The following is a 20,949-nucleotide window of genomic DNA, read 5'->3' as shown; positions in this document are numbered from 1 at the left end:
ACACTCGGGCGCAGCACCTATCAATTTCAATCTTTCAAATAGGCATTGTATATAAGGGCTATGCTAGCATCGGAAGAGCGCGGCAAAATGACACGCGACCCATACTACGAGCGAACCCATGAGATATAGCTTAACGCGCCTACTAGCAGGTTCCCTTCTTGCCGCCGCCGTGACTTCGGCCTGGGCGGCGCCGTCGACGGACGATAATACCGCCATCCGTTTCGAGATTTCCCGTTTCGAGGTCAAGGGCAACACCCTGTTGCAGCCGGCGGAGGTCGATGCGCTGCTGGCCAAATTCGTCGGCAAGGAGCGCGATTTCGGCGACGTCCAACGCGCGCTGGAAGCGCTGGAGGCGGTCTACCACGAGCGCGGCTACAACGTGGTGACGATCGAACTGCCGGAGCAGGAGCTCAACCGCGGCGTGGTGATACTGCGGGTGGTGGAAACGCGCATCGGCCGCATCAGCGTGAAGAACAATCTGTACTTCGACGAGAACAATATCCGCCGCAGCCTGCCCGCCTTGCAGGAGGGCCGCACGCCTGACCTGAAGGCGGTCTCGGCCAACCTGAAGCAGGGCAACGAGAGTCCCGCCAAGGAAGTCACCCTCAAGCTGCAAAGCGGCGAAAAAGACGACGAAGTCGACGCCGTGCTGGACGTCAAGGACCAGTCCATCTGGAAGGCCATGGTCAACGCCGACAACACCGGCACCAAGCAGACCGGCAAGACCCACCTCGGCTTCATCCTGCAAAACGCCAACCTGTTCAACCGCGACCATCTGGCCTCTCTGCAGTACACCACCTCGGCCGAGGAACCGGGCCGGGTCAAGGTGTACGGCGCCGGCTACCATATCCCGCTGTACGCGCTGGGAGACTCGCTGGACTTCTTCGCCAGCTATTCCAACGTCGATTCCGGCACCGTCTCGGCCGGCGCGGTCAACCTGGCCGTCAGCGGCAAGGGCGCGGTGTACGGCGCGCGCTACAACCAGAGCCTGGCCAAGCGCGGCGAGCTGGAGTCCAAACTCAGTTACGGCGTCGACTACAAGGCCTTCAAGAACAATGTGCAGGTGCTGGACCAGCCGCAGGGCGGACAACTGGGCAACGATGTGACGGTCCATCCGCTGAGCATCAGCTACCAGGGCACGCTGCCGATCAAGCAGGGCGAAGTGAGCGGCCAGCTGACCTTGCTGCGCAATATCTCCGGCGGCGCCAAGGGCGACCAGGCGGCCTTCACGCTGGCCCGCGCCGGCGCCAAGGCCGACTACACCATGCTGCGCGTGGCCGGCAGCCTGACCCGCGCATTGGCCAACGATTGGCAGCTGCGCGCCATCCTCAACGGCCAGTACAGCAGCGATGCGCTGATCCCCGGCGAACAATTCGGCGCCGGCGGCGCGACCTCGGTGCGCGGCTTCATCGAGCGCGAGATTTCCAACGACTCCGGCGTAGGCGTCAACCTGGAAGCCTACACGCCCAACCTGTGCACTCACGCCGGCTGGAATTGCCGCCTGCTGGCCTTTTACGACACCGCTTATGCCAAGCGTAACCACGCGCTGCCCGAGGAGCTGACCAGCACCACCATCGCCAGCACCGGCGTCGGCGCGCGCTTCGTGCTGTCCACCTACGTCAACCTGCAACTCGATTTCGGCCACGTGGTCCGCGCCGGCGCGACCGGCCGCGACAACGCCAGCCGCCTGCACCTGCGTCTGGGACTGGCGTACTGACCGCGTGCGGTCCACCCTGAAATGTACTGGAAATGAAAATGCCACAGCCAAATAACTCCATCGTCGTCCGGGCCCTGTTCAAGGGCTTGCTGTTGCTGGCGCTGTGCGGCATGGCCAGCGCGGGCTGGGCCGCGCAAGTGGCCGGCACCATTGTGCAGCTGAGCGGGCCGCTGCTGGCCAAGAAGGCCGGCGGCGTGGTGCGCATCCTGTCGATGCGCTCCGAAGTCGAGAGCGGCGACACGCTGGTGACCGAGAAGAACACCTACGCCATGGTGAAATTCATCGACAACAGCGAGATCACGCTCAAGCCGGGCACCACCTTCAAGGTCGAGGACTTCAGCTACGACGCCGGCAAGCCCGACGCCGACAGCGCCTCGTTCAACCTGGTCAAGGGCGGCCTGCGCTCGGTCACCGGCCTGCTGGGCAAGCGCAACAAGGAAAAGTTCGCCATGAAGACGCCGAGCGCCACCATCGGCATTCGCGGCACCACCTTCATCGCCGACATCGTCGAACCGAGCGAGGAGGCGGTGGCCTCGCGCCTGGCCTACAACCTGGCCAGCACCGCCGCACTGGACCAGCTGGCCGCACCGGTGCAGCCGCTGATGCTGGCGCAGTTGACGCTGCCGTCGCCGACCGCTGCGCGCGCGCCGGGCCTGTACGTGCAGGTGCTCGACGGCTTGATCCATGTGACCAACCCGGCCGGCACGGCCAACTACAGCTCCGGCCAGTTCGGCTACACGCCAAGCTTCAAGACGCCGCCGATTATCCTGCCGGCCAATCCGGGCATCCCGTTCACGCCGCCGCCGGCGTTCAGCCAGAGCACCGGCCCGTCGTCCAGCACCGGCCCTGGCAAGTCGAACACCGTCGATTGCGAAGTGCGTTGAAGCCTGGCGCGCCTGTAGAAATGACTTGACCTTCCCATCGTGGGATACTTGATGCTACTGTCATCGAGTCGTCCATTGGGTAGGTCATGTCCACTTCCGCTATTCCCGTAACACTGTCGATCAAAATCGAGGGCATGAGCTGCGCTTCCTGCGTGGGCCGCGTCGAGCGCGTGCTGGCGGCCGTGCCGGGCGTGGACAAGGTCAGCGTCAACCTGGCGACCGAATCGGCGCGGGTGGAATCGGCGCGGCCGCTCGACGTGGCGGCGCTGGTGCAGGCGGTCGACAAGGCCGGCTACCAGGCCACGCCCGAGTTGCCGCTGTCCGCTGCGCCTGCCCATCACGCGCTGGCGGGACCGGGCGGCGGCCGCGCGGTGCTGCTGGCGGCCTTGCTGTCGCTCCCCCTGCTGTTGCCGATGCTGCTGGAACTGGCCGGCGTGCACTGGATGCTGGATGGCCGCCTGCAATGGCTGCTGGCGACGCCGGTGCAGTTCTGGCTCGGCGCCCGCTTCTATCGCGCCGGCTGGCTGGCGCTGCGCGCCCGCAGCGGCAATATGGATCTGCTGGTGGCGCTGGGCACCAGCGCCGCGTATGGCCTGAGCGTCTATCAGCTGCTGGCGTCGACGTCCGCCATGCCGCATCTGTATTTCGAAGCGTCGGCCGTGGTGATCACCTTGATCTTGCTGGGCAAATGGCTGGAGGCGCGCGCCAAGCGCCAGACCACGTCCGCCATCCGCGCCTTGCAGGTGCTGCGGCCGGAGTCGGCGCGGGTGCGGCGCGGCGCGCAGGATATCGAAGTGCCGATCGCCGATGTGCGTCAGAGTGAGCTGGTGGTGGTGCGGCCCGGCGAGCGGGTGGCGGCGGACGGGGAAGTGGTGGAGGGCGCCAGCCATGTCGACGAGGCACTCATCACCGGCGAAAGCCTGCCCGTGGCGCGCCACGCCGGCGACCATGTGACCGGTGGCGCCATCAACGGCGAAGGCCTGCTGCTGGTGCGGGTGACGGCGGTGGGCGCGGAGAGCACGCTGGCGCGCATCATCCGCCTGGTGGAGGATGCGCAGGCGGCCAAGGCGCCGGTGCAGCATCTGGTGGACCGCGTCAGCGCGGTGTTCGTGCCGGTGGTGCTGGTGCTGGCGGTGGCGACCTTCGCCGGCTGGTGGCTGGCGAGCGGCGATGCCGAGCGGGCCATCATCAATGCGGTGGCGGTGATGGTGATCGCCTGTCCATGCGCGCTGGGACTGGCGACGCCGGCCGCGATCATGGCCGGCACCGGCGTGGCGGCGCGCTACGGAATACTGATCAAGGATGCGGAAGCGCTGGAACTGGCGCACCGCATCACCACCGTGGCATTCGACAAGACCGGCACGCTCACCGAGGGCAAGCCGTCGCTGGCGGCGCTGGAACCGGTCGGCATCGATGAAGGACGGCTGCTGCAACTGGCCGCCGCCATCCAGCGCGGCAGCGAGCATGCGCTGGCCCGCGCAGTCACCGAAGCCGCCGCCGCGCGCTCCGCCACCGGCGCCGCGCCAAGCGCCACCGGCGTCACCGCCTTGCCGGGTCGCGGCGTGGCGGCCATCGTCGACGGCGCGCGCCTGGTCCTGGGCAGCACGCGGCTGATGCAGGAGAAGGGCGTGGCGCTCGATGCGCTGAGCGCCCGCGCCGCGGAACTGGAACAGCAAGGCCTGACGATATCCTGGCTGGCCGCTTCAAACGCACCGCAGCCGGCGCAGCTACTGGGCCTGCTGGCCTTCGGCGACCGCATCAAGCCGCAAGCCCGCGCCGCACTGCAAGCGCTGAAGGCGATGCACATCCAGACCATCCTGCTCACCGGCGACAACCAGGGCAGCGCCGACGCCGTCGGCAAGGAGCTGGGCATAGGCCGCATCATCGCCAACATGCTCCCCGCCGACAAAGCGGCCACCGTCGCCGGCCTGAAGACCGGCGGCGCCTGCATCGCCATGGTCGGCGACGGCATCAACGACGCCCCCGCGCTGGCCGCCGCCGATGTCGGCATCGCCATGTCCAGCGGGACCGACGTCGCCATGCACGCCGCTGGCATCACGCTGATGCGCGGCGATCCGGCGCTGGTGGCCGCCGCCATTTCGATCTCGCGCCGCAGCTACAGCAAAATACGCCAGAACCTGTTCTGGGCCTTTATCTACAACCTGGTCGGCATACCGCTGGCCGCCTTCGGCCTGCTCAACCCCATGGTTGCCGGCGCCGCGATGGCGCTCAGCTCCGTCAGCGTGATCAGCAACGCCTTGCTGCTGCGCCGCTGGAAGCCGGACCATTTGAAAGGACAAGCATGAACATCGGACAAGCGGCGGCCGCCAGCGGCGTCTCGGCCAAGATGATCCGCTACTACGAAAGCATCGCCCTGATCCCGCCGGGCAAGCGCAGCGACGCCGGCTACCGCATCTACGGCGACAACGACCTGCACGCGCTGCGCTTCGTCAAGCGCGGACGGTCGCTGGGTTTTTCGCTGGACCAGATCCGCGACCTGCTGTCGCTGTGGCAGGACAAGGAGCGCGCCAGCGCCGACGTCAAGACCATCGCCTTGGGCCACGTGGCGGAGCTGAACCAGCGCATCGCCGAGCTGACCGAAATGCGCGACACCCTGCAAACGCTGGCCGGCTGCTGCCACGGCGATCATCGCCCCGACTGCCCAATTCTCCAAACTCTTGCCGGGTAAAGTATAATCGCCCGGTTTTGGTGCCCGCGCGTCTGTCCAGACGCGCAGTTAAACGGGAAACATGGAGCTGGCCACGCCAGCCAACATGTGCTGCCCCCGCAACGGTAAACAAGCGTCGTCGTTGACGACAAATCCGCCTCTTCAAACCACTGTGCAGTCGCATGGGAAGGTCAGGCGGTGTCGCTTGCCAGCCCGGATACCGGCCAGGACAGGTGGAAATGCCCAGGCATTTCTGTTCAATCCGCTCACGGGGAAGTGAGCGGCTTGCATCTGTTGCGATCTACATCTATGCATCGATTTTGCGCGCCACGGCTTTGCCGACTGGCGGCCGTGCCTTGCGCACGCGCCGTTCGCGTACGCCTGCGCCCCGATTTTCCCTCTCTGCCTACAGGACCAGCCCATGTTTAACCTGCCCACCGACGCGGCCGTGCACTCCATCGAGACACTGCTGTATTCCATTTCCACCGTTTTGTACCTGCCCGTGCTGCTGGGGATCGCAGCGCTGGTGCTGCATATGCTGGTGTGCTTCGGCACCTTCGGCGCCGAATGGCTGGAGCGCCGCCGCGGCGTGCGCGTGCTGGTCGCCACCGCCAAGCAGGAGATGGCCGCCGTGCTGACCGCGCAGGAAGGCGAGCCGGGACTGGACGCCCGCCTCGAACGGCTGGTGCAGCGCGCCGACGTCAACGGCGTGCGCCGCCTGGACGGTGTGCGCTTCGTGGTGCGCGTCGGCCCGGCGCTGGGGCTGATGGGCACCCTGATCCCGATGGGGATCTCGCTGGCCGGCCTCGCGCAGGGCAACCTGCCGAAGATGGCCGAGTCGATGACCACCGCCTTCACCGCCACGGTGGTCGGCCTGGCGTGCAGCGTCAGCGCCTATGTACTGAGCCTGGTGCGCGAACACTGGCTGCGCAGCGACCTGACCGAGATCGCCTACGCCGCCGAATCCCACCTCGCGGCGCAAGACCACAAGCCGCACCTGGTGCGCGCGGGAGCCTGAGATGCGCTATATGAACCGCCACCGCTACAGCCGCATCGGCGAGCATAACGAAGACCCGCTGGCCGGCGTCGCCAACCTGTTCGACGCCAGCATCGTCTTCATCGTCGCCATGATGCTGGCGCTGTTCTCGGCCTGGAACATGATGGACCTGCTGGATCCGAACTCCGAAGTCACCATCGCCAAGAAAAGCGCCGACGGCCACGTCGAGGTGCTGACCAAGAAGGGCGCCGAAATCAAGGTGAGCAAAGTCAGTGACAAGCCGCTGTCGGGCTCCGGCAAACGCCTGGGCACCGCATATCAACTGCCGGATGGGAAGGTCGTCTATGTACCGGAATAACAAACTGTGGGCGCTGCTGTTGTTGCTGGCGTCTTTGTGCATCGGCGGCTATGTGCATTCGGCGCAGGCGCCGCGCACGCTGGCGCTGATGCTGGGCGATATCGAGTCCCGTCCCGCCGTGCTGGCGGTGCGCGGCCTGCAGGCCGAGTTGAAAGAGCTGAACGTCGCGGTGCGCATCATCCCCGCCAACGGCATGACGCCGGCCGACCGCACCGCGCTGACCAGCGCCGATGTGGTGGTCATCAACGCCAAGGGACGCCAGGCCATGACGGGTTTGAGCGCCGAGCTGCTGGCGCTGCAAAAGGCGCGCCGTCCGGTGTTCGCGGTCGGCGGCGCCATCGACGACAGCCTGCGCGAGCAGGGTGTGCGCGACGATAAAACCATACAGTCCTACCACAGCGAAGGCGGCGTGGAGAACATGGGCAACCTGCTGCGCTACATCCTGCGCAACCACTTCGGTTCAAGGCTGGCGGTCGCGCCGGTGCATGCGATGCCGGAAGTGGGCCTGTACGACGTGGCGGCCAACCGCACATCGAGCAGCTACGAGCAGTACCTGCAAGGCTACGCCAACTACAAGGCCGGCGCACCGTGGATCGCGGTGCCGTTCTACCGCGCAAGCCTGGTGGCGGGACAAACGCTGCCGCTGGCAGCCATCGTCGCGCGGCTGGAAGCGAGCGGCTACAACGTGCTGCCGGTGTTCGGCTATCCCTACGACGTGCCGCTGCGCTTCCTGCTGGACGAAAACGGCAAGAGCCGCGTTGAGCTGATCGTCGCGCTGGGCATGAAGGTGGGCGGCACCGCCAATACCGGCGCGCTGCTGGACAAGATCGGCGTCCCGGCGATCAACGCCATCACCTTGAGCCAGCAGTCGCTGGCGCAGTGGCAGGAATCGAAGATCGGCCTCGATATCATCGAGCGCACCTGGCAGCTGGCCGGCGCCGAAGTGGCGGGCCTGATCCAGCCGACCGTGGTCGCCAGCCGCGAACGCATCAGCGATGCGCAGACCGGCCTGGCCTACGTGGAGGAGACGCCGATCCCGGAGCGCATCGAGCGCCTCAACGAGCGCGTCGCCAGCTGGCTGGCCTTGCGCCAGAAGGCCAACGGCGACAAGCGCATCGCCATGCTGTACTTTAACTATCCGCATGGTTCGGAGACCATCGGCGCGGCCTACCTGAACGTGCTGCCGGAGAGCCTGTGGCAGATCGTCCAGCGCCTGAAGCAGGAAGGCTACCAGACCGGCACGGCGCTGCCGCCATCGCAGGAAGAGCTGCAAGGCGAGATCCAGCAGTGGGGCAATTACCCGGGCAAGTCCAAGGGCGACTACATGGCGGGCCTGAAGCACCTGGCCGAAAGCGGCCAGGCGCTGCTGGTGCCGCTGGCCGATTACCAGAAGTGGTTCGCCACGCTGGCGCAGCCGTTGCGCGCGGCTATCGAGAAATCCTGGGGCAAGCCGGAGAACGCGCCCGTCCTGTGGCGCAACGCCAAGGGTGAGCCGTTCTTCGTCTATCCGGCGCGCCGCTTCGGCAACGTGCTGATGGCGCCGCAGCCCGGCCGCGCATGGGAGCAGAACCTGGAGAAGCTGCACAATGAAGTCAGCATGCCGCCGTCGCACGAATACATCGCGTTCTACCTGTGGCTGCAAAAGGGCTTCCAGGCCAACGCCGTCATGCACATCGGCACCCACGGCACGCAGGAGTGGTTGACCGGTAAAGAAGCCGGCCTGTCGGAAAGCGATCCGACCGAGGCGCTGATCGGCGCCATGCCCAACATCTATCCGTATGTGATGGACGACGTGGGCGAGGGCATACAGGCCAAGCGCCGCGGCATGGCCGTCATCATCGACCACATGACGCCACCGTTCGACGTGGCCGGCCTCAATCCCGACCTGCGCGAGCTGGGCGCGCTGCTGAACGACTACCGCGTGGCCGAGCAAAAAAGCCCGCTGCTGGCGCGCAGCCACCTGACGGCGATCAACCGCCTGGCGGCCAAGAGCGGCGTGTTGAAGGACATGAAGAAGACCGAGCTCAAAACCGAAGCCGACATGGAAGCGCTGGAGGAATACCTGGACGACACCGGCAGCAAGCTGACGCCGTTCGGCCTGCACACCTTCGGCGTGGCGCCGAAGCCGGAGCTGCGCAACGCCACCGCGCGCGCCGTGGTCAGCCTCGACACCACGTCGACGGCGGAGCAGAAGACCAAACGCATCGCCCAGCTGGAAAGCGATATCGAACGCAGCGCCGGGCTGGAACTGGAGCGCTTGATGCAGGCGCTGTCCGGCCGCTACATCCCGACCGGCGCCAGCGCCGACCTGGTACGCAATCCGGATGCGCTGCCGACCGGCCGCAACTTCTTTGGCCTCGATCCATCGCGCATCCCGAGCAAGACCACCTACGAAGCCGGCTACAAACTGGCGCAGCAGCTGGCGGAGGATTACCGCAAGCGCCATGGCGCCTGGCCCGACAAGTTGAGCATGAACCTGTGGGGCGTCGAGACTTCGCGTCACGAAGGCATCATGGAAGCGCAGGCGATGGCGCTGATGGGCGTGCGTCCGACGTGGGACGAGCGTGGCCGCGTGACCGGTGTGGAAGCGCTGACGCGCAAGCAGCTGGGTCGTCCGCGCGTGGACGTGACGCTGATCTCGTCTGGCCTGTTCCGCGACCTGTTCGGCAACCTGCTGACGTTGATGGACCAGGCGGCGCAGCTGGCGCAGAAACAGGATGACAACGGCCCCGGCGAAGACGGCAACGTCATGCAGGCGCACAGCCGCAAGACCGTCGCCGCCTTGCAGGCCAGCGGCATCTCCGCCGAAGAGGCGCAGCGCATGGCGTCGGTCCGCATCTTCGGCCTGCCGAGCGGCGCCTACGGCACGCAGATCGAGAAGTTGATCCCGCTGACCAACGCATGGCAGAACGAGAAGGAAGTGGCGGACGTGTTCATCAACCGCATGAGCCATCCGTTCGGCGCCGGCTACTGGGGCGACGACAAGGCCGATCCCGTCCAGCGCCGCGAATTGTTCAAGCAGGCCATCAGCGGCAGCAAGATCGCGCTGCACAGCCGCTCCAGCAATCTGTTCGCTACCTTGGACAACGACGACTTCTTCCAGTACCTGGGCGGCACCGCGATGGCGATCCGCAGCGTGGACGGCAAGACGCCGGAGGTGATGGTCAGCGACCTGTCCAACCCGCGCAAGCCGGGCCACAAGACGCTGGAGCAGTACATGGGCCAGGAGATGCAGGCCCGCTACCTGAACCCGCGCTGGGCCGACAGCATGCTGAAGGAAGGCTATTCCGGCGCGCGCTACATCAACCGCGTGGTCGACTACCTGTGGGCCTGGCAGGTCACCGTGCCGGAAGTGGTGGACGGCGGCAAATGGCAGCGCATGTACGACACCTATGTGGAAGACCGCCACGGCCTGAAGGTGCGCGAGCGCTTCGCCAGCAGCGGCAACCTGCGCGCCTTCCAGGCCATCACCGACCGCATGCTGAGCGCGATCGAACGTGGCTACTGGAAGCCGAGCGACGCGGTGCGCGAAAAACTGACGCAGCAAAACGCACAGGCGATCAAGGATGCCGGCGTGTCGTGCAGCGCCGATTCGTGCAGCAAGGCGACGATGAAGATCGCGCCTCAGTTCAGCGGCCAGTTCGTGCCTAACGTGGGCACCAACGCGGCGGTCGCGCGCGGTGCGGCGGCCGCCGGTCGTGCCGGTGGCGCGGCGCCGTCCGCGCAGCCTCCCGCGCCGTCGGCCACGCAACAGCAGACCGACGCCGCCATGCAGAACGCGGTGGCGGACTTGCAGGCATTGCAGGCCAAGGCGCAGGAACTGCCGCCGCCCGTGCCTGCGCACGCGAAGAACAAACCCGCCGAGCCGGCGCCGAAGGCCAAGGCCGACGCTGCCGACGCCAAGGTCAATGGCTTTGAAATGCAAACCTTGGCCAACCTGACGCCGGTGCAGAAGACCGTCGGCACGCTGGCGCTGCTGGCGCTGGCCGCCGCGCTGATCGGCGCCGGCTACATCGGCCGCCGCAATAAATTGAGTAAGCTGAAGGAGTACCTATGATCGTCAAATCCATCGTCGCGCTGGCGGCCGTTCTACCGCTTGCATCGCATGCCGACGAGGAGTCCAGCGGCGCCGCGCCCACCATGGCGGCGGTTGAGGTGCGCGGCCACTACGACAACGGCGTCGGCACGTCCAGCGCCGCCAGCCAGGGTTCGGTGACGGCGGAGTTGATCGCCAATCGTCCGGCGCTGCGGCCCGGCGAGCTGCTGGAGTTCGTGCCGGGTGTGATCGTCACGCAGCACAGCGGCGACGGCAAGGCCAACCAGTACTTCCTGCGCGGCTTCAACCTCGATCACGGCACCGACTTCGCAACCTTCATCGACGGCATGCCGGTCAATATGCGCACCCACGCGCACGGCCAGGGCTACACCGACCTGAATTTCCTGATGCCGGAACTGGTGGACCGCATCAACTACAAAAAAGGCCCGTACTACGCGGACGAAGGCGACTTCGCCTCCGCCGGCGCGGCGCACCTGGGACTGGCGAACAAGCTGAAGGAAAACACCGCCAGCGTCACGGCCGGCGGGCACCAGTACTACCGCGCCAACTTGACCGGTTCGACGCCGCTGGGCGAGGGCAACCTGGTCTACGGTGCGGAGCTGGGCCACAACAACGGGCCGTGGGTCAGCCCGGAAGCCTTCCACAAAAGCCTGGGCGTGCTGCGCTACAGCCAGGGCGGCAGCGACAACCAGTTCAGCGTCACCGGCATGTTTTACAAGGGCGGCTGGTATGCCAGCAACCAGATCCCGCTGCGCGCGGTGCAGAGCGGCGAGATCAGTCCCTACGGCGCCATCGACACCAGCGACGGCGGCATCACCTCGCGTTACAGCCTGTCCGCCACGCTGCGCAAGCGCACCAGCGACACGCTGTTGCAGGCCAATGCCTACGTGGTGCAATCGAGCCTGGACCTGTACAACGACTTCACCTACTTCCTCGACGACCCGGTCAACGGCGACCAGTCGCGCCAGACCGAGAAGCGCCGCATGACGGGCTTCGACGTGGCGCAGACCTGGTTCGGCAAGTGGGGCGGGCTGGAAGTGAACAACAAGGTGGGCGTGCAGGGACGTTACGACTACCTGTCGCCGCTGGCGCTGTACAGCACCGTCAAGCGGCAGATCACCGGCGTCATCACGGAGTCGAAGGTCAAGGAGGCGAATGCCTCGGTCTACTTCGAGAACACGGTGCAGTGGCGCGAGTGGCTGCGCACCACGGCCGGTGTGCGCTATGACCGTTACCGCTTCGATGTGAGCAGCAATATCGCCGAGAATACGGGCAAGGTCGGCGAGGGCATGACGTCGCCGAAGATGTCGGTGGTGCTGGGGCCCTGGGCCAAGACGGAATTCTTCATCAACTACGGAGAAGGCTTCCACAGCAACGACGCGCGCGGCACCACGGTGCACCTGACGCCGAAGGAACGCGAGCCTATCGACCCGGTCACGCCGCTGGTCAAGACGCGCGGCGCGGAACTGGGCGCGCGCACGGAGATCGTCCCCGGCCTGCAAAGTTCGATGGCTTTGTGGAAGCTGCGTTCGGCGTCCGAGCTGGTGTTCTCAGGCGACGCCGGCGATACGGCGGCCAGTCGCGGCAGCTACCGTTCCGGCATCGAATGGAACAACCACTACATCGCCACGCCATGGCTGTTGTTCGACCTGGACCTGGCTTACTCGCGCGCGCACTACACCGAGCATGACGACGTGGGCGACTACATTCCGGGGGCGATCGGCAAGGTGGCTTCGTTCGGCGCGACCATCACCGATATCGGTCCGTGGTCCGGCGCGTTCCAGATGCGCTACTTCGGTCCGCGTCCGCTGATCGAGGATAACAGCCAGCGTTCGGCGACGACGGCGATTGCGTATGCGCGGGTGGGCTACAAGATCGACCGGCGCTGGGCGGTGTCGCTGGATGCCTTCAACCTGTTCGACCGCAAGGCCAGCGACGTGGACTACTACTATCCTTCGCGCTTGCAGGGCGAACCGGCCGAAGGCGTCAACGACATCCACTACCATCCGGTGGAGCCGCGCACCTTGCGGCTGACGTTGAAGGCTACGTTCTGACGAACATCCAGATGGTCAGCACGGCGCCGACGATCACGACGAAGCCGCGCATGACCTTTTCCGGCAGGCGGTGAACCAGCCATCCGCCGCACAAGCCGCCGGCGATGCCTCCCGCGCACAATGCCAGCGCGGCCGGCCAGCTGATCAGGCTGGAGGTGGCGAAGATCAGCGTGGCGGCGGCGTTCATCGCCATCGCCAGCACGTTCTTGGTGGCGGCGGCGGTGCGCACCTGCTGGCCGGCGATGGTCAGCGCGGCCAGCATCAGGAAGCCGATGCCGCCGCCGAAGTAGCCGCCGTAGACGGCGATGCAGCTTTGCACCAGCACCAGCGTCCAGCGCGGCATGCTGCCGGCCGCGTGCAGCGGTTTCTTGCGGAAGCTGCCCCACGCGAACACGCTGGTGGCGAACAGCACCAGCCACGGCACCAGCCGCGCGAAGAACGACGGCGGCGTGTTCAATAGCAGGATGGCGCCGAAGATGCCGCCGATGGCGCTGATGATCAGCATCTGCCTGAACGTCAGCGGTCCGACATCGCCGGCCAGGTTGCGGCCGGCGTAGGCGGAGGTGATCTGGCTGGGGAATAGCGCGATGGTGGAGGTCATGTTGGCGGCCAGCGGATTCAGGCCGGCCAGCAGCAGCGCCGGGAAGGTGATGAACGAGCCGCCTCCGGCCAGTGCATTCTGCACGCCGGCCATGAGACCAGCGGCGGCGACCATCAGGACGATGTGGATTTCAAGTGGCGGGACTGGCGTCATGAGGTGTCGGAAGTGGTGAGCTTAACGGTCGATTATAACCGTGTACTGAATATCGTTCCGGGCGCAGTCCAGTCGTTGTCAATGCTACTATCTTGGCATGACGACACCCTACCAACTCTACTACTGGGACGGCCTGCAAGGCCGCGGTGAATTCGTGCGGCTGGCGCTGGAGGAAGCGGCAGCGCCTTACGTGGACGTGGCGCGGCAAAAGCAGGGCATGCCGGCGCTGCTATCCTGCCTCGATGGCGAGCAGGTCGACCATCCATCGTTCGCGCCGCCAGTGCTGGGTGCGGGCGAGCTGCTGATCGGGCAGACGGCCAATATCCTGATGTACCTCGGCGCCCGTCATGGCCTGGCGCCGCGCGCGGAGGCGGGGCGGCTGTGGGCCAACCAGCTGCAACTGACCATCGCCGACATCGTCAACGAGGTGCACGACACGCATCATCCGATCGCGGTCAGCAAGTACTACGAGGAGCAGAAGAAGGAAGCGAAGGCGCGCGCCAAGAGCTTCCGCGAGGAGCGGATACCGAAGTTCCTCGACTACTTCGAGGGCGTGGTGGCGCGCAATCCGGGGCGGGGCGGTTACGCGGTTGGTTCGCGGCTGACGTATGTGGACCTGTCGCTGTTCCAGTTGATCGAGGGCTTGCGCTATGCATTCCCGAAAACGATGGCGCGGCTGGAGCCGTCGTATCCGGCGCTGGTCGCCTTGCGCGACAAGGTGGCGCTGCGGCCCAATATCGCCGCCTATGTCAAATCGAAGCGGCGGATAGCGTTCAATGAAGACTGCATCTTCCGCCGCTATCCGGAGCTGGACAAATAATCAGGCCGCGCTGGTGACGGGGTAGCCCGCATCGGCGATGGCCGATTTCAATGGCGCCAGGGCGCTGGCACTGTCTATCCTGACGGTCTTGCCGGCCAGGTCGATCTCGACTTTTGCGGCCGCATCGACCGCCTGCACCGCCTTGGTCACCGCGCCCACGCAATGGCCGCAGCTCATGTTTTCCACTTGCAGCTGATACATCGTCGTACTCCTTAAACTGTTTCAATGCTCATACTGTAGCCCTTCCAGCCGTGGGAAGGTCAAGGATTACTTCATCGTAGGGGAAAATGACGCCTCCGTTTTTCGCACGATCGATTACACCTGCGAGTATCAATGCATCGATGTCGGCTTGGACTGAGGACTCGGGGCGACCGAGACGCATCGCTATATCCGCCACGCTGATATGACTGGAGCCGCATAGTGTCTTCAATATTTCCCAGCGTACTGGCGTCAAGACATTCCTGAGCAATTCTTGCGAGGTAAATATGATCCGGGCTGTCGTAGCTGGAGAACCGGACTCGCACTGCTTAACGAGATCGGCCATCGCTTCTTGTGACGAAAGGATTTCAAGGGTAACTGTTTTCACGATTCCACCTCGCTATGTCATTTTGAAAATCCATTAGAAGTTGACTAAGTGTATGGAAGTGATATGGGGTTTCTGCCGATTCGTAGTGGCGATGGTCGCCTTTGCCAACTTCGTTGTCATAGCGGACTACGCATCTGTTCTGCACCACATAGGCCAGCCGATATTTGAACGGGTGATGTGAAGCCCGGGCCGGATTCGGTAGCCGCCAAATAACCAAGTCAGAAAAATTATTCTGGTCGTAGAGAATGCGAGCGTTGACGATAGAAGTCGCTTTTGGGACCTTCATAGTGCCGCCGCCAGTTTGGGTTGTCAATTAACGCTAGGATAGGTGGCCTGGATAAGTTCGCTCCCAAATAGCGCAATGCCTGCGTGAAATGAGCAAGTATAGGTGGGGTGATGGGCAGCCATTGCCGTGGGAAATGTTAGCATTGCAGAATATCCAATATTTCCAAGGAAACCTTCGCTATGGTCAGGTTGCTGAGTTTGGTTGTTGTGATGACGCTTGCTGGTTGCAGCCGTCCGCAAGCGACGGATGGTTCAGCGCCGATGGCGGCGGGCACTGCGCAGGGACGCGACAAATTCCTGGCTTATCAGCATGCGGTGACCATCGATACCGGGGAAAACCAGATCAAGCTTTTGCTTGATAAGTTGACGTCGGCCTGTCAGGCGGATCGGGAAAACGGCTGCACGTTGCTCAAGTCCAGTCTGGAAGGCGGACGCCGTGAGGAGGCCTTCCTGCGCATGCGCGCCAAGCCTGCGGGAATAGACAAGCTGCTGGTGCTGGCCTCCGCCGGCGGCGAACTGGCACGGCAGGAAACCAGCGTGGAGGACTTGGCGCGGCCGGTGTCGGACAGTACAAAACGTCTCGAGATGCTGCGCGCCTACCAGCAGCGTTTGACCGAGCTGGAACGCAAGCCCGGCATTGATGCCGATGCGCTGATCAAACTCGCCAGGGAGCAGGCCAGCGTTCAGGCTGAACTGGAGCAAGCCAGCGGCGAGAACGCACATCTGATGGCGCGCATCAATCTCGACCTGCTCGATATCCATATCCAGTCGGGGAGCCGCTTGTCGTTCTGGAGCCCGATCCAGCGCGCGCTGTCCGACTTCAATGGCAATTTGTCCAGTGGCATCGCCAGCACGCTGACGGGCCTGGCATACCTGCTGCCGTGGTCGTTGATACTTGCTTTGATCTGGTGGTTGGCGCGCACACTGTGGCGTCGTCGTAGGACGGCCGGGAACAGCTAACTCAGTCTTCGGGCGGATCGTTCAGCTTGGCCAGGTCCAGGCTGACCAGCGCCCAGATGCCGCCGGCATAGTCCGGCTCGCGGGAGAGGAATTCCACTTCGGAGGGTTTGATTTCAAAAGCCTTGCCTTGCTCGACCAGCTGGCCGACGTGGCCGTAGATGGCCTTGGTGGCGTTGCTCATGGCCTTGTCCACCGTCTCGCCGGTGGTAACGCAGCCGGGGATGTCCGGCACGGTGACGCCATACTTGGTGTTGCCTTTTTTTCGGATCAGGATAGGGATGTCCATGGTCTTACCTCGGCTGTGGTCCGAAAGTCTGGCGAAATCAACGACTTGCAGTGTCTAGTGTCATACAGGATGCTGCCGGTTTCAAGCACTTTCGTGGCTGACGCCGTCTATATTGTGCAATGCATTAAAGATTGACATCAAAATTCAGTTACGATACTATTTAAATAATTCTTAAGTACATCTTAATTTGCTTAAATGCAATCTCCCTCCTGGCTCCCAATCCTTGTGCCTGGCTTGCTTTTCGATTTGTCTATCTCAACCTCTCAACAGGATCAACATGAAAACCATCAAGTTCGCCGCAGTCGCACTCGCCTTGGCCGCCATTGGCAGCTCCAACGCCGCCGTCATCACTTTCCAGACCGGCAGCTCCAGCGCTGGCCCATTGGCAACCGCGCTGGACTACAGCACCGTGGTTGACGCCGCAGTCACCGGCGGCCACTCGACCGTCCTGAGCAGCTACGACAACGTCTCCAATAATTCGATCTTCGGCGCCGGCACGACCAACATCGCCTTCAAGTCCACCATCGATTTCGGCCTGAGCGCCGCCGGTACCTACTCGTTCCGCGCCGGTGTCGACTTCGGCCGCGGCGGCGCCGTGTTCCTGGATGGCCAGGCCGTCGCGCTGAACACCAACGACATGTGGTGGAACTACGACTACAACACCGCCAACGGCTCGTTCCTGATCAACAACCAGGCCCTGTCGGCCGGCAACCACAAGCTGACCATCTACGGCCTGGAAGGCTGCTGCGATGGCGGCCAGCAGGTGCAGTACGCTGCCGCCAACGGTACTTTCCAGAGCTTCAACTCCAGCACGCTGGCACCGGTGCCGGAACCTGAAACCTATGCCATGCTGCTGGGCGGCCTGGCGCTGGTAGGCGGCTACGCCCGTCGCCGCAACAACAAAGCCTGATAGAAAAAAGAAGCCCCGCCGGCATTGCTGCGGGCGGGGCTAACAGGTACGGGTTTATTCTACTACATTTACAAAACGTCGCTGGCGTGGTCAGCCAGGCGTGAACGTTCTCCGCGCGCCAGGGTCACGTGACCGCTGTGCGACCATCCCTTGAAGCGATCCACCACATACGTCAGGCCGCTCGACCCTTCGGTCAGGTAAGGCGTGTCGATCTGCGCGATATTGCCCAGGCAAAGAATCTTGGTGCCCGGACCGGCACGCGTGACCAGCGTCTTGACCTGCTTAGGCGTCAAGTTCTGCGCTTCGTCGATGATCAGGAACTTGTTGACGAAGGTGCGGCCGCGCATGAAGTTGAGCGACTTGATCTTGATGCGCGAGCGGATCAGGTCCTGCGTCGCCGCGCGGCCCCATTCGCCACCGTCCGAATCGGACTTGTTGAGCACTTCCAGGTTGTCGTCGAACGCCCCCATCCATGGCGACATCTTCTCTTCTTCTGTACCCGGCAGGAAACCGATGTCTTCACCGACCGGCACCGTCACGCGGGTGACGATGATTTCGTTGTAGAGCTTGGTTTCCAGCACTTGCGCCAGGCCAGCGGCCAGCGCCAGCAGGGTCTTGCCGGTACCGGCCTGGCCCAGCAGGGTGACGAAGTCGCATTCCGGATTCATCAGCAAGTTCAAGGCGAAGTTCTGCTCGCGGTTGCGGGCGGTGACACCCCACACATTGTTCTTGTTGTGGCTGAAGTCGCGCAAGGTCTGCAGCACGGCGGTCTTGCCGTTGATCTGCTTGACCTGGCCGTAGAACGGCGTTTCGCCATTCTTAGGCTCCAGGAAGATGAACTGGTTGACCAGCAGCGACGGCACGAACGGACCGGTGACGCGATAGAACGTCGCGCTCTGGCCGTTTTTATTTTCCTGCCAGGATTCGAGGTCCTTGCCGTGCTTGGTCCAGAAATCGTCCGGCAGCTGGACGATGCCCGAGTACAGCAGGTCGGTGTCTTCCAGCACGTGGTCGTTGAAGTAGTCCTCGGCCGGCAGGCCCAGCGCGCGCGCCTTGATGCGCATGTTGATGTCCTTCGACACCAGCACCACCGGACGGCCTTCCTGTTCCGCTTCCAGCGAGCGGACCACGGACAGGATCTGGTTGTCGGCCTTGCCGACCGGCAGCCCGACCGGCAGGTCGGCCGTTTGCAGGCGCGTCTGGAAGTACAGGCGACCCTTGGCGTCCTTGTTGCCCAGCTTGGACAGCGGGATGCCGTTCTCGATGGCGTCGTCGTCGGTGTTGGACACCAGCGCATCCAAAGTGCGCGACACCTGGCGGGCGTTGCGCGCCACCTCGGTCATGCCCTTCTTGTGGTTGTCCAGCTCTTCCAGCGTCATCATCGGCAGGTAGACGTCGTGCTCTTCAAAGCGGAACAGCGACGATGGATCGTGCATCAGCACGTTGGTGTCGAGCACGAACAGCTTGGTGGTGCCGGTCTGGTCGGCGTGACGGCTGGTCGACGACTTGATCGCCACTTCATGCGGCTTGTGCTTGGCCGGGTGCGGCGCCTCGGCGGTGATCGGCGTGACCTTGCCGCGCGCGGCAGGGACTGGCTTGGCCTTGGCGACCGGCTTGGCCGCGGCTGGCGCGATGCCGGCGGCGGCGTTCTTCAGTACGGCAGGGGCGGCCTTCAGTACGGCCGCCACGGCTTGCGACTTGGTGGTGGTTTTTGGGGGGGCTGCTTTGGCTTTTGCTACAGGCACTGCTTTGACAGGCGCCGCTTTCTTCGGCGCGGGCGCGACTTCAGCCACCGCTGCGATAGCGGGAACTGGGCGCGGCCCTGTCGCTTTTGGATAATCTTTCGCCAGAAGTAAAGTCGCTGGCTTACTAGGTAATTTTGGCAGTGGCATCAGGATCTCATTTGAAGAATATCTGGAGGAATCCGCCCATAGGCGCAGCACGCTTCCTGGTGTGGGAAACGTTGGGACCGGATGGGGTGGATGCTGGGTAAAACAGGGTTTAAAGACTGCCGACGGGCGCTCATCATGCCCGGAGAAAGTACCGCGTGGTGGCCGGCTGGCCACCATGTAGGGTGGTGGTGTGAATGACAGTGATGACTCAAAATGACTGGATACGCTTGGTTCGGTTGAGCAACTCTGGAAGCTGCAACGCGCATCCTGTAACTAAGCCTGACGCGCTACAAATTCCAGCACTTCATCGACGTGACCCGCTACCTTCACGCCTCTCCATTCTTTCACCAATTGACCATTAGCGTCAATCACAAACGTACTGCGTTCGATGCCGCGCACCGTCTTGCCATACATTTGCTTCATCTTCATGACGCCAAACTGCAGGCAGACCGCTTCGTCGGGGTCGGAAATCAGTTCGAAAGGCAGGCCCAGCTTGGTCTTGAAGCTTTCGTGCGAGCGCAGGCTATCGCGGCTGATGCCGTAGATTTCGGCGCCGGCGGCCTGGAATTGCTCGTGCAGGTCGCGGAAAGCCATGTTTTCGGTGGTGCAGCCCGGGGTGTTGTCCTTGGGGTAGAAGAACAGCACGGTATGGCGCGCCGGGCGGCCCGACAGCTGGAAGGTCTGGCCGCTGGTCATGGCGGCGGAGAAATCGGTTACAACGGTTGGGCTATCAGCCACAGGCAGTCTCCTGAACGGTAGGCATTAAGAACGGGCAGCACCCTGTACGATCAGCTGTCCCGAACGACCCGGCAGCTCGCCCCAGGTGATCGGGCAAACCGGCATGGTCTGATGCTGGACCTTCTGATGGTAATCGGCCATCGACGCCAGTTGGTAACCTTGCGCCTTCCATCCGGCCAATAACTGCTCGAATATGGGGGCGAGTTTTTGCCCTTCAAGTTCAGAATGCAAAGTATATACATGGTCGCGCGTGGCGCCGGCGGTCAGCTTGAGCAGGAAGGCGGCGATGTTGCCGGTGCCGATGGTGACGCCGTCGATCTCGCGGCCCAGCAGCTCATCCAGCGTCGGCAGCGTGGTCGGCAGCTGGATGTGGGACAGCACTTTGTCGCCGTCGGACAAGCGGTGCGGACCGTCGGCCGGATTGGCCAAGGTGCCGTTCTCGTTGAGCACGCAGCGGCCGTCGGAAGCGTAGGCGTAACCGGCGGTGTCGTGTTCGGCGAAGGCGGCGTTGTTCATCTGCCAGCCGGCCGCGCCGTGGGTGCGCGGCGCGGTGCCGAACACCTGCGAGAAGCGGGCGGTGGCCTTGCGCATCATCTTGGTGGACCAGCCGCCGTCGCGCTTGGCGACGTTGTCCTGCCACAGCACGTGGTCCCAGGTGTGGATGCCGCATTCGAAGCCGGCGTCGCGCACGGAGCGCATCTCGCCGGCGCAATCCTTGCCGATGTCCGGTCCCGGCAGCAGGGTGCCGTACATCAGCGTCTTGATGCCGTAATGCTCGACCACGGACGTGCGCGAGACTTTGCTGAAGAAGCCCGGACGCAGCGCGCGGCGCAGCGCCCAGCCGGTGTGATCCGGTCCCAGCGAAAACAGGAAAGTAGCCTGGGCCTGGTGCGCCTTCAGCATGGTCACCAGGTTCATGGTGCCTTCACGGGTGCCGCGGTAGGTGTCGACATCAATCTTCAACACCATCAGCGGCGCTTGCG

General features: G+C 64.0%; 19 protein-coding genes and 1 riboswitch. Of the genes, 11 read left to right on the top strand and 8 right to left on the bottom strand.

Annotation, left to right across the window (positions count from 1 at the left end):
• Positions 1-118 precede the first annotated feature (118 nt).
• The 8 genes from D0T21_RS13720 (at position 119) to D0T21_RS13685 (ending at position 12,735) form a co-directional block, all read left to right on the top strand.
• Entirely contained in the window at positions 119-1,717 is a 1,599-nt protein-coding gene (locus tag D0T21_RS13720; protein WP_116990147.1) for a ShlB/FhaC/HecB family hemolysin secretion/activation protein, read from the top strand.
• 38 nt (positions 1,718-1,755) lie between these two features.
• A complete protein-coding gene (locus D0T21_RS13715) occupies positions 1,756-2,601 on the top strand; it encodes a FecR domain-containing protein (protein ID WP_229211474.1) in 846 nt (281 codons plus the stop codon).
• A gap of 86 nt (positions 2,602-2,687) precedes the next feature.
• Positions 2,688-4,907, top strand: a complete 2,220-nt coding sequence (locus tag D0T21_RS13710; protein WP_116990145.1) for a cation-translocating P-type ATPase — start codon at positions 2,688-2,690, stop codon at positions 4,905-4,907.
• Positions 4,904-5,290 (top strand): Cu(I)-responsive transcriptional regulator, encoded by a 387-nt coding sequence (gene cueR, locus D0T21_RS13705; protein WP_116990144.1) that lies wholly within the window; start codon positions 4,904-4,906, stop codon positions 5,288-5,290. The genes D0T21_RS13710 and cueR overlap by 4 nt, the downstream gene beginning before the upstream one ends.
• A gap of 1 nt (position 5,291) precedes the next feature.
• Positions 5,292-5,513: riboswitch (cobalamin riboswitch) on the top strand.
• A 177-nt stretch (positions 5,514-5,690) separates the two neighbouring features.
• Entirely contained in the window at positions 5,691-6,287 is a 597-nt protein-coding gene (locus D0T21_RS13700) for a MotA/TolQ/ExbB proton channel family protein (protein WP_116990143.1), read from the top strand.
• A 1-nt stretch (position 6,288) separates the two neighbouring features.
• A complete protein-coding gene (locus D0T21_RS13695; RefSeq protein ID WP_116990142.1) occupies positions 6,289-6,624 on the top strand; it encodes a DUF2149 domain-containing protein in 336 nt (111 codons plus the stop codon).
• Positions 6,611-10,681, top strand: a complete 4,071-nt coding sequence (locus D0T21_RS13690; protein ID WP_116990141.1) for a cobaltochelatase subunit CobN — start codon at positions 6,611-6,613, stop codon at positions 10,679-10,681. The genes D0T21_RS13695 and D0T21_RS13690 overlap by 14 nt, the downstream gene beginning before the upstream one ends.
• Complete coding sequence (locus D0T21_RS13685) at positions 10,678-12,735, top strand: TonB-dependent receptor (RefSeq protein WP_116994424.1); 2,058 nt, start codon at positions 10,678-10,680, stop codon at positions 12,733-12,735. The genes D0T21_RS13690 and D0T21_RS13685 overlap by 4 nt, the downstream gene beginning before the upstream one ends.
• Here D0T21_RS13685 and D0T21_RS13680 read toward each other — a convergent pair.
• A complete protein-coding gene (locus tag D0T21_RS13680; RefSeq protein WP_116990139.1) occupies positions 12,725-13,489 on the bottom strand; it encodes a sulfite exporter TauE/SafE family protein in 765 nt (254 codons plus the stop codon). The genes D0T21_RS13685 and D0T21_RS13680 overlap by 11 nt on opposite strands.
• Before the next feature lie 97 nt (positions 13,490-13,586).
• On the opposite strand from D0T21_RS13680, the gene D0T21_RS13675 reads away from it, so the two are divergent.
• On the top strand, positions 13,587-14,309 hold the full coding sequence (locus D0T21_RS13675) for a glutathione S-transferase (protein WP_116990138.1): 723 nt from the start codon (positions 13,587-13,589) through the stop codon (positions 14,307-14,309).
• Here the strand turns inward: D0T21_RS13675 and D0T21_RS13670 are convergent, their stop codons facing one another.
• Genes D0T21_RS13670 through D0T21_RS32415 form a run of 3 tightly spaced genes read right to left on the bottom strand, consistent with a single transcriptional unit; the run spans position 14,310 to position 15,181 of the window.
• Positions 14,310-14,510 carry a heavy-metal-associated domain-containing protein gene (locus D0T21_RS13670; RefSeq protein ID WP_116990137.1) on the bottom strand — a complete coding sequence of 67 codons (201 nt, stop codon included), beginning with the start codon at positions 14,508-14,510 and terminating at the stop codon, positions 14,310-14,312. It lies immediately after the preceding gene.
• Positions 14,511-14,538: 28 nt separating this feature from the next.
• On the bottom strand, positions 14,539-14,895 hold the full coding sequence (locus D0T21_RS13665; protein WP_147328103.1) for a DNA-binding protein: 357 nt from the start codon (positions 14,893-14,895) through the stop codon (positions 14,539-14,541).
• The gene (locus D0T21_RS32415; protein WP_116990136.1) at positions 14,876-15,181 is read right to left on the bottom strand and encodes a DUF6516 family protein; all 306 of its coding nucleotides are present in this window, start codon (positions 15,179-15,181) and stop codon (positions 14,876-14,878) included. The genes D0T21_RS13665 and D0T21_RS32415 overlap by 20 nt, the downstream gene beginning before the upstream one ends.
• Before the next feature lie 179 nt (positions 15,182-15,360).
• On the opposite strand from D0T21_RS32415, the gene D0T21_RS13655 reads away from it, so the two are divergent.
• On the top strand, positions 15,361-16,140 hold the full coding sequence (locus tag D0T21_RS13655) for a DUF4349 domain-containing protein (RefSeq protein WP_116990135.1): 780 nt from the start codon (positions 15,361-15,363) through the stop codon (positions 16,138-16,140).
• Position 16,141: 1 nt separating this feature from the next.
• Here D0T21_RS13655 and D0T21_RS13650 read toward each other — a convergent pair whose 3' ends face one another.
• The gene (locus D0T21_RS13650) at positions 16,142-16,426 is read right to left on the bottom strand and encodes a type II toxin-antitoxin system HicB family antitoxin (protein WP_116990134.1); all 285 of its coding nucleotides are present in this window, start codon (positions 16,424-16,426) and stop codon (positions 16,142-16,144) included.
• A 277-nt stretch (positions 16,427-16,703) separates the two neighbouring features.
• On the opposite strand from D0T21_RS13650, the gene D0T21_RS13645 reads away from it, so the two are divergent.
• Complete coding sequence (locus D0T21_RS13645) at positions 16,704-17,336, top strand: CCXG family PEP-CTERM protein (RefSeq protein ID WP_116990133.1); 633 nt, start codon at positions 16,704-16,706, stop codon at positions 17,334-17,336.
• A gap of 68 nt (positions 17,337-17,404) precedes the next feature.
• On the opposite strand, the gene D0T21_RS13640 is transcribed toward D0T21_RS13645, so the two are convergent.
• The 3 genes from D0T21_RS13640 to D0T21_RS13630 form a co-directional block, all read right to left on the bottom strand.
• On the bottom strand, positions 17,405-19,228 hold the full coding sequence (locus D0T21_RS13640; protein WP_116990132.1) for a PhoH family protein: 1,824 nt from the start codon (positions 19,226-19,228) through the stop codon (positions 17,405-17,407).
• A 273-nt stretch (positions 19,229-19,501) separates the two neighbouring features.
• Complete coding sequence (locus D0T21_RS13635; RefSeq protein WP_116990131.1) at positions 19,502-19,966, bottom strand: peroxiredoxin; 465 nt, start codon at positions 19,964-19,966, stop codon at positions 19,502-19,504.
• Positions 19,967-19,990: 24 nt separating this feature from the next.
• Positions 19,991-20,935, bottom strand: coding sequence for a polysaccharide deacetylase family protein (locus D0T21_RS13630; protein ID WP_116990656.1), 945 nt, complete (start codon positions 20,933-20,935; stop codon positions 19,991-19,993).
• Between the last annotated feature and the right edge of the window lie 14 nt (positions 20,936-20,949).

The sequence above is a fragment of the Duganella sp. BJB476 genome (genome assembly GCF_003416895.1).
GTDB lineage: Bacteria > Pseudomonadota > Gammaproteobacteria > Burkholderiales > Burkholderiaceae_D > Rugamonas.
This window is presented reverse-complemented; position numbering and strand designations above follow the sequence as displayed.